Consider the following 8520-nt stretch of genomic DNA (forward strand, 5'->3'; position numbering starts at 1 on the left):
TGGCTTTCCCTGCGCGATGGTTTTACGGCTTGCTTCGTGCTCTCCCCGGCGAGACCAGGCTTGCTTGTCACCGTCTTCGCAAGGACGCGCTTCGCGTCTTGCGAGGAGACACCTGCCACTGGGGCGTCAGGACCACACGACTTCGCCGTCCGCGTCCCGCGCGCTCGTCAGTCGCGCAATCGGCGTCCACCGCATCTCGACCCAGCACTCGTGACGATCGCGAAGCGCCCCTCAAGTGGGTGAGACGGTAGTGCATACACCGATTTTTGGTTCGGATAAACCGAAATATATTTCGCAGCAGGGCTTGCGCCGTCGGGCAAATCAGTGGCAGGGGCGGCCGCCCGATTTGCCCGGCCGGTTCGTTTTGTCGCGCCTGGCGAGGCGTGTTACACGTCGGCGGCAACAGGAAACATGAGCATGGCATCCTCCGTGGATCTGGCGACACTGCATATCGACGACTTCACGGCGCACAAGGACGCCGCGTTCGATATGCAGACCGCGAACGGCGTCGTGCCGTTGAGGCTCGCCAAGGTCGATGCCGCCGGCAACAGCGGCCGGCAGGGCGGGGCGTTCTCGCTGTTGTTCGCGGCGCCGAAGGGGCCGTGGCTGCCGCAGGCGATCTATCCCGTGACGCATCCACGGCTTGGCACGATGGAGATCTTCCTGGTTCCGATCGGGCCGCTTGCGGACGGCAATGGTTATCAGGCGATCTTCACCTGAGCGCGGTCGCGCGCCAGCGCATCAGGTCGTAGACGCCCTTGTCCTCCTCGATCGCAAAGCCGAGCCGGCGGTAGAGCCGCATCGCCGGATTGAGCTTCTCGACATGGATCGAGACGTCCTTGCCGACGGCCGCGGCCTCGTCGAGGAGATCGGCGAGCAGCGCGCTGCCGAACCCCCTGCCGCGATGCTCCGGAAGGAACGCGATGTCGATGATGCGATGCTGGCTCGGCCAGCGCTCTATATAAAGCCGGCCGATGTCCTCGTCGCAGTGTGCGATCACCAGCCAGTCGGCATCAGGATAATGCTGCTGGTAGTGCGCGTGCTGGGCGCGGAATTGCTGGTCGAGGAAGGCATCCTTGTCGGCCTGGCTCCACGGCACCGGCGCGAGTTCCTCGGCGCGCGTCGAGGCGTAGAGTCGGCCGAGGAATGGCAGATCGGCCTCGACGATGCGCCGAAAGCGACAACCGGCTTCGGCCGCGCGCGCCCAGCCGACCGCGGGCGCAGCAGTGGTGGTGGCGGACGCGTCGAGAATCAAAACGACCTCAGCCCCGTGGCGGGAAGACGCCCTGCATGGCGATGCAGAAGTTCAGCGTTAGATAGGGCATCAGATTGTTATGCGGCTGGCTGCCGCCGGTCGGCTGCAGCATGGCATTGTTCATCGGCCCGAGCGTCGGGGTGGGATTACTGCCGGCGACATAGGCCGACGCGTTGACTGAACGGGCGATCGCGCGCGTCGTTGTCGGCGCGCCCTGGTCGCCGGGCAGGTTGGCGGCCATCATGGAGTGCGGGTGCGAGGGCATTTGGGATTGCAGCAGCGTCACCGTGTCGGAGCCGCCGGTTTCGCCGAGATCGTGCAGCGAAAGGCCCGGACCCTGACCCGGCGCCATCGGCGCGCAGCCCTGCATGTTCGGCAGCGCGAAATTGCTCTTGCCGTCGCCGCCATAGGTGGTGCCGAGCAGCGAAAACAGCGCGGTATTCTGCGAAATCGGCAGGAGCTGCCCGTCGCAGAAGGCCCAGCCCTTCGGCGCGAAGTTGAAACCGAAAATACGAATCTCCGCCACGAACGGGTCCATGACTGCTCCTAGGTCTGGCTCGGGAAGATGCCAAACAGCGAAATGATGAAATTGACGCAGAGGTAGGGCTGGAAATTGTCGTGCGGCAGGCCGCCGCCAACCGGTCCGATGACGTCCGAGCTCAGCGCGACCGTGGGCGTCTGGTCCTTGTAGACCAGGATCGCGCCGCTCATCTGGTCGAGCACGTTGCCCAGCGGATTCGAGCCCGTGCCGGTGTTGGTCGAGGCCAGCATCGCATGGCTGTGCGAGGGAAGCTGCTGGATCGTGAGCGTGACGTTCTCGACGCCGCCATTTATTCCGATCGGGAACGTGGTTCCGAGACTGGTGCCGGTGTGGATCGGCAGGCGGCCGCGCATGTCGGGGACGGCAAAGGTCGACTGTCCGTCGCCGCCATAGGTGGTGCCGATCAGGTTGAACAGCGTTTCGTTCCCGGAAATCGGCAGAAGGGTGCCGTCGCAGAACTGCCAACCGGCCGGCGCGAAGTTGCCGGCGAATATGCGGATCTCGCCCACATAAGGCTGTGCCACGATAGGTCTCCGTCAGGTCTGCGAAGGAAAGATGCCCTGCAGGGCAATGCTGAAATTGATGGTCAGGAAAGGCTGCATGTTCTGATGCGCCTGTCCGCCGCCGACATTGCTGATGCTGCCGGGGTTGATCGTGGTCGGTTCCGTGATCGCGCCGTAGGCGTTGTTGAAGGCGCCGAGCACGTTGCCCGCGGGCAGCGCGAGCGCACCATTGGTGTTGGTGGCGTTTGCAACGTGGATGTGCTGCGGCATTTCGCCGATCGATAGCGTGTGCCCCTGCTCGCCGCCGATCTCGCCGAGGGTATGGCCGTTGCCCATGTGCATCGGCGTGCGGCCCTGCAAATTGGGCAGGCCGAAAGTTTGCCGTCCATCGCCGCCGAAGGTAGTGCCGAGCAGCGAAAACAGTGCCTGATTCTGATTGATGGGCAGCAACTGGCCGTTGCAGAAAGCCCAGCCCTTCGGTGGGAAGTTGAACGACATCAAGCGGATTTCCGCAATGAACGGGTCAGCCATCGGTCCTCCGCTAAATACGTCTTCTGATCTGCAAAAGATGAAGCAATGCCGCCACGTCCAGCAACCGCTGCACGATAGCGTGTTTCTCAACAAGTGCAACCTCAACGATTATGCGACTTTTTTGGAAATTTCTTTCGATTGATTGCTGGTCGCGGGTGCGTCGCAGATCTGCGGGGCGGACGACATGGGATCGTTGATCGTGGAGGCCGCGTCACAAATCGGTCATCGGGGACATGGCGGGGGCGGCGACTGATGCTGTCCATGCCGATGGAGCGGGCGCGAATGCGACGACGTCAACGAGCAACGCCTGCCGAACCGGTCGGCAGGCGCAGCTCGTTGTTGGAATGACCTCGGATCAAACCACGAGGTCGTGGTGATTTGGTCCCTGGGAGGCGAGATAGTCGGTCATCGTGCCCCCCATCGCGGTCCATACGGCCGCGTCAAACGCGGGCGTCGCGCCGCCAGTGCCGGTATGCCCGCTGAACAGATCGGGCAACGCCCCCTGCATTGCCGCGCCGAAATCCATCGCATGGCTTGTGTCGCCGATCACCGGTGTCGGCGCTTGCGTGAACGCCGAGAAGTTGAAGCTGTCGCCCGTGATCAGAATGGTGGGCGCATTCGTCGGCGCCGGCGGCTGAGCGGACGGATCGAAGTGCGTGAACACGAAAGTTCCGCCGACCGCATTGGCTGTCGAATGATCGGTGTTGCCCGTGCCTGTCGGTGGCACCGTATTGACGATCTGCATCGAACCAGGGCCCGCGGGCGGCGGTGCGCCGCTGCCGACGGCCTGGAAGGAGAAGCCGGAGGTATTCGCGTTCGCCACGTCGCCGGCGCTTGGCAGCCGGCGCTCGCCGTCGACGAGGTTGATGTACATCAGGTCGCTGGCGTGGGCCGTCGCCGTGTCGTCGGCCAGGCCGACGACGTGGCCAAGCTCGTGCGACACTGCGGTCAGCAGGTCGAGATGTCCGGCCGCCGCCGACGTCGGGTCCGCGAACAGGTCGGTCGCGGAAAGGGCGTGGGTGAATTCGGAATTGTCCGAGGGCGTCGGATCGACGAACCAGCCGTGCCCGGCGGCGCTGGCGTCGATCGTGATGTGGCCGTTCGATTCCTCGCCGAGCACGTTGCCGCCGAGGCTGGCGACGCCGAACTTGATGGCGTGCATCGCCGCGAGCTGGCTCGCCGAGGCGCCGGCCGCGGCCCACTGCGCGATCGCCGCGGCGACAACGGAATCGAGCTCCGACTGGGTCAAGTGCATCTCGCCTGATGTCGGCGAGGCAGCCGCGACGCCGCCCGACGAGGCGAGCAGGAACTGCGCGCCGCCGAAATAGCCGGCGCCTGCAGGCTGGCCTGGATCGCCGAACGCGAATACCGCCTGTCCGTTGGTGAACGTCCCCGTATTGTGGCTGGCGACATAGTTCTGCACGGCGGTGAAGTCGTACGGGGTGCCGCCATAATTGGGGGTACCGATCAGGCCGACCTTGGAGGTGCCCTCCTGCTCCAGCACGATGCCGGCCACCATCGCGCCCAGGGCGTTGGCGCCCAGGTTAACGTTGTTGCCGCTGATCGTGAGGTTCATCTTGTTGTTGTCGGGGCTGCCGCTGCCGACCGTGTTCGAACCGGTCTGCACATAGATGCCCGAGAACGAGTTTGTCTGGTCCAGCGTGTCGACAGTGTTGTTCTGGACCACCGCCGACATCGTGCCGGCCCCGCCATTGTGCAGCAGCAGGTCGATGCCGCCGCGGCCTGCCACCACGCCGGAGACGTGATTGTTGGTGATGGTGGTGCTCGAACTGCCTGCGCCGTCCTGAAAGACCGCGATGCCCTCGCCCTGAGTCGAGCCGCTACCGAACACGCCCTGTGTGCCGATCGTGTTGCTGTCGATCGTGCCGGTGAATGAGGCGTTGGTGCCGGTGCCCTTGGTGACCGCGAGCGCGGCACCGGCCGCGCCTTTGATCGTATTGTGCGCGATGTCGTAGGTCAGCGTGATGTTGTTGGACAAGCCGCCGCCGCCGATGGTGATGCCGCCGCCGCCGGAGACGATGTTCTGGTTGGTATTGACAAAGTTGTTGCCGAGCCCGGCCGTGGCGCCGCCGAGCACCAGGTCCGACGACACGGTGCCGAGCAAATTGAGCTGGAACATGTCGCCGCGTGCCGACGTGACGGTCGAGTTCTGGATCGTGGCGTTGAACGTGCCGCCGGTCGCCTGGAACGCGATCGCGTCGTTGGACGCGTTGCCGGCGCCGCTCTGGGTCGCGAAGGTCGAGCCGGTGATGGTGATCCGGTTCAGCGTCTGCCCGCCATCATTGAAGACGTGGAAGGCGTCATAGGCCGCGCCCGTGAAGGTCGAGTTGGTGATCGTTGCCGTGCCGGACAGGCCGGTGAAGTAGACGTCGCCTTCGCCGATGCCGCCTTGCAGCGTGCCGTTGGTCCCGTTCACCGTGGTGTTGGTGAGGGTGAAGTTGGTGACGTTGGTGCCGGAGATGCCGTAGTTCTGGAAATCGTTCAGCTGCATGTTGGCGAGCTGAACGCCCACGGTGTTGTTGAGATAGATCCCGTTGCCGGTCGACGTCGAGCCGTCGGCGCCGGTCTTGTGCTGGATGGTGCCGCCGCTGCCGGCCGTGCTGCCGATGCCGGTGACATGGAGGCCGCCGCTCGCGCCGGTGTTGGACAGGATGATGCCGGTCGCGCCGCTGTTGCTCGCCGAGCCGGACGAGATGCTCAGGAAGGTGAGGTTGCCGGAGCCGATATTGGTGCTCTCGACGTCCAGCGCGGTACCGCTCGAGGAGGTGATGGTGTTGGCGAATCCGGTGACGGTGAGCGTTCCGCCATGAGTGAAGCTCATGCCGGAGCCGCTTCCGGTCTTGATCGTGATGTCAGAGATCGCGACAGTGCCGACGTTGAAGCCGTCGTCGCTGATGCCCATGCCGGAGCTGGCCGAGGTGTCGATGCTGATGCCGGAGATGGTGTGGCCCGAAGTGCCGAGCAGGTCGACGCCGTTGTCGGAGCCGGTGACCTTGATGACCGGATCGGTGCCGGAGGCGGTGTTCGCGATGACCGTCGCGCCAGTCACCGGATTGGTGAATTGCAGGTTATGGCTGCCGCCGATCAGGTTGACGCCGTTGGCGAGGTTGATGCCGTTGGCCTCGGTGTAGGTGCCGGTGCCGTGCAGCAGCACGACATAGTCGCCGGTGCCGGCCGGGTTCGCTGCGTTGAAGGCGGCGATCGAGGTGTAGGGATCGGCCTGGGTGCCGAGGTTGTTGCTGCTGACGGCCGAGTTGTCGATGTAGAACACCTGCGGCACGACGCCGACATGGAAGCTGTGGTTGCCGGAGCTCTGCGCGCCGCCGCTGCCGGTGTTGCCGTTATCGTTGACGCTCAGCGTCACCGTGTCCGTGCCGGTGAAGCCATCGTCGCTATTATAGACCAGCGTCGCCAGCGCGGTATTGATCTGCGCGACGGTGCCGGTCAGCGTCACGGTGTGGCTGCCGTTGTTGGTGAAGCTCGCAAGCCCCGCGGTGGTGAAGGTCAGCGCCGCATTGCTCGAGCTGATCGTTGCCGTCTCGTTGCCGCTGCCGCCATCGACATCGGCGATCGAAAGACCCGATATCGCGAGGTTGGTGTGGGAGAATGCGGTTCCGATCGAGTTATCCGTCGGCACGGTTGCGGTGGGCGCATCGTTGACGGCGGTGACCGTTCCGGTCGTGCTGGCCGTGCCGGTGTTATTGCCGCCGTTGGCGGTGCCGCCGTCGTCGATGGCGGTCAAAGTGTAGGAGCGCGCTGACGTATCGGGGTTTTCGCTGGTGTTGTTGAACTGGATCAGATCGAGCACGGAGTTGTAGTGCGCGAGCGTGTCGGTGCCGGTGAAGGTGATGGTCTCGGTCGAGGCAGTGCTCGAAATATCGAAATGGATGCCGCCGATGTCGCCGCTAGTGCCGGCATGACCGGAGATCGAGAGCGCATCCGACGGCTTCAGATTGTTCAGCACGAAGGTCGCGCTGGTCAGATTGTCGCCTTCGGCGTCGCTGATGGTGAGGTTGGGCGCGATCGTGACCGGGGTCGAGCTCGAGGCCGGCGTGCCGTTCGGCGGCTCGGTGAACCCCGTGATCGTGCCGAAGGTCACCACCGGTGCGTCGTTGACCGGCGTGACGTGGATCGTCGAGGTGCTGGTGTTGCTGTTCAGCGAGCCGTCGTTGACCGTGAAGCTGACGGTGCGGTCGAGCCCGGACGGATTGTCGCTCGAGTTGAAATAGGTGACGGAGTCCAGCGCGGCCTTGTAGTTGGCGACGCTGGACGAGCCGGTCAGGGTCAGCGTACCGGTCGCGGCATTGAACGATCCGGTGATGCCGTTCTGGTTGGTGAAGGCGAGGATATCCTGGCCGTTGACGTAATTGCCGGTGATGGCCACCGTCGCGCTGGTCAGGTTGGCGCTGTCGACGTCGGACACGTTGACGGTCGGATCGATCGCGGTCGCGGCCTGGTTCTCGAGATAGTTCAGCGTGCCGCCGGCGGACGTCACCGGCGGGTCGTTGACCGGCGTGACATGGATGGTGTCGGTGACGGCCGTGCTGCTCAGCGTGCCGTCATTGGCTGTGATGGTGACGGTGCGGTCGAGTCCGGACGGATTGTTGCTGGTGTTGACATACGTCACCGAGGCCAGCGCAGCCTGGTAGTTCGCAACGCTGGACGAGCCGCTCAACGTCAGCGTGCCGGTCGTGCTATTGAACGATCCAGTGATGCCGTTCTGGGCGGTAAAGCCGAGCACGTCCTGGCCGCTGACATAATTGCCTGATATCTGCACGGTGGCCGACGCGAGATTGGCGCTATCGACGTCGGAGACGGTGATCGCGGGATCGATCGCGGTGGCGGCCTGCTTCTCGGTGTAGCTCAGCGCGTGGCCGGCCGTGACCACCGGCGCGTCGTCGACCGGCGTGACATGAATCGTGTCGGTGGCGGGCGCGCTGTCGAGTACGCCGTCATTGGCCGTGATCGTGACGGTCCGGTCGAGCGCCGACGGATTGCTGCTGGTGTTGAAATAGGTCACCGAAGCCAGCGCGGCCTGGTAGTTCGCGACCGTGTCGGTGCCCGTCAGCGTCAGCGTCCCGGTCGCAGCATTGAACGATCCGGTGATGTTCGGCGTATTGGTGAAGCCGAGCACGTCCTGGCCGCTGACATAGTTGCTGGAGATCTTGACCGTCGCGGACGCCAGCGTAGCGTTGTCGGAATCGGCAACCGTCAGCGCCGGATCGATCGCGGTCGCGGCCTGCTTCTCTGTGTAGGAGAGGGTATGGCCCGCGGTGACGACCGGAGCCGCATCCACAACGACTTGAATGGTGAAGGTCTGCTGACTGTGCAGCGTGCCGTCGCTGGAATCGATCGTGACGTCGTAGCTCGGAGCGGCGGCGAGGATCTTGCTGGTATCGACGACCGTAACCTTGCCGGTGGCAGGATCGATCGCGAAGGCGCCGTCGGAGGTGTCGCTCCCCGCCACGATCGAATAGGTCACCGGCGGTCCATTCACGTCGGTCGAAGACGCGGTCAGGCCGGTATAGCTGCCATTCGGCCCGCCAACCGCGACGCGGTTGGCGGTGGCGTCGCTGTCGACCGGCGTGGACGGTGCGACGTTGTTGATGCTGAGCGTGACCGCTTCGGTATTGAAGGCGCCGGAGGGGTCGCTGGCCTTGACGGTGAAA

General features: G+C 64.4%; 6 protein-coding genes. 1 reads left to right on the forward strand and 5 read right to left on the reverse strand.

The annotated features are described in order from the left end of the window. The first annotated feature begins 417 nt into the window (after positions 1 to 417). Positions 418 to 720: a DUF6916 family protein gene (locus ACFFWD_RS24710; RefSeq protein WP_376969464.1), complete on the forward strand. Its 303-nt coding sequence runs from the start codon at positions 418 to 420 to the stop codon at positions 718 to 720. Here ACFFWD_RS24710 and ACFFWD_RS24715 read toward each other — a convergent pair. The 5 genes from ACFFWD_RS24715 to ACFFWD_RS24735 all read right to left on the reverse strand — a co-directional run. Next, positions 713 to 1255, reverse strand: a complete 543-nt coding sequence (locus ACFFWD_RS24715) for a GNAT family N-acetyltransferase (RefSeq protein WP_376969466.1) — start codon at positions 1253 to 1255, stop codon at positions 713 to 715. The genes ACFFWD_RS24710 and ACFFWD_RS24715 overlap by 8 nt on opposite strands. A 7-nt stretch (positions 1256 to 1262) precedes the next feature. Beyond that, positions 1263 to 1793 carry a phage tail protein gene (locus ACFFWD_RS24720; protein WP_376969468.1) on the reverse strand — a complete coding sequence of 177 codons (531 nt, stop codon included), beginning with the start codon at positions 1791 to 1793 and terminating at the stop codon, positions 1263 to 1265. A gap of 8 nt (positions 1794 to 1801) precedes the next feature. Next, entirely contained in the window at positions 1802 to 2320 is a 519-nt protein-coding gene (locus ACFFWD_RS24725; RefSeq protein WP_376969470.1) for a phage tail protein, read from the reverse strand. Positions 2321 to 2332: 12 nt separating this feature from the next. Then, positions 2333 to 2830 carry a phage tail protein gene (locus ACFFWD_RS24730; protein ID WP_376969472.1) on the reverse strand — a complete coding sequence of 166 codons (498 nt, stop codon included), beginning with the start codon at positions 2828 to 2830 and terminating at the stop codon, positions 2333 to 2335. Positions 2831 to 3185: 355 nt separating this feature from the next. Continuing rightward, a partial coding sequence (locus tag ACFFWD_RS24735; protein ID WP_376969474.1) for a beta strand repeat-containing protein occupies positions 3186 to 8520 on the reverse strand: 5335 nt, incomplete at its 5' end.

This window comes from Bradyrhizobium erythrophlei (genome assembly GCF_042430365.1).
Taxonomy (GTDB): domain Bacteria; phylum Pseudomonadota; class Alphaproteobacteria; order Rhizobiales; family Xanthobacteraceae; genus Bradyrhizobium; species Bradyrhizobium erythrophlei.

Coding starts and splice junctions, on each gene's coding strand:
- ACFFWD_RS24710 (WP_376969464.1), top strand. CDS start 418: ATGGCATCCTCCGTGGATCTGGCGACACTGCATATCGACGACTTCACG.
- ACFFWD_RS24720 (WP_376969468.1), bottom strand. CDS start 1,793: ATGGACCCGTTCGTGGCGGAGATTCGTATTTTCGGTTTCAACTTCGCG.
- ACFFWD_RS24730 (WP_376969472.1), bottom strand. CDS start 2,830: ATGGCTGACCCGTTCATTGCGGAAATCCGCTTGATGTCGTTCAACTTC.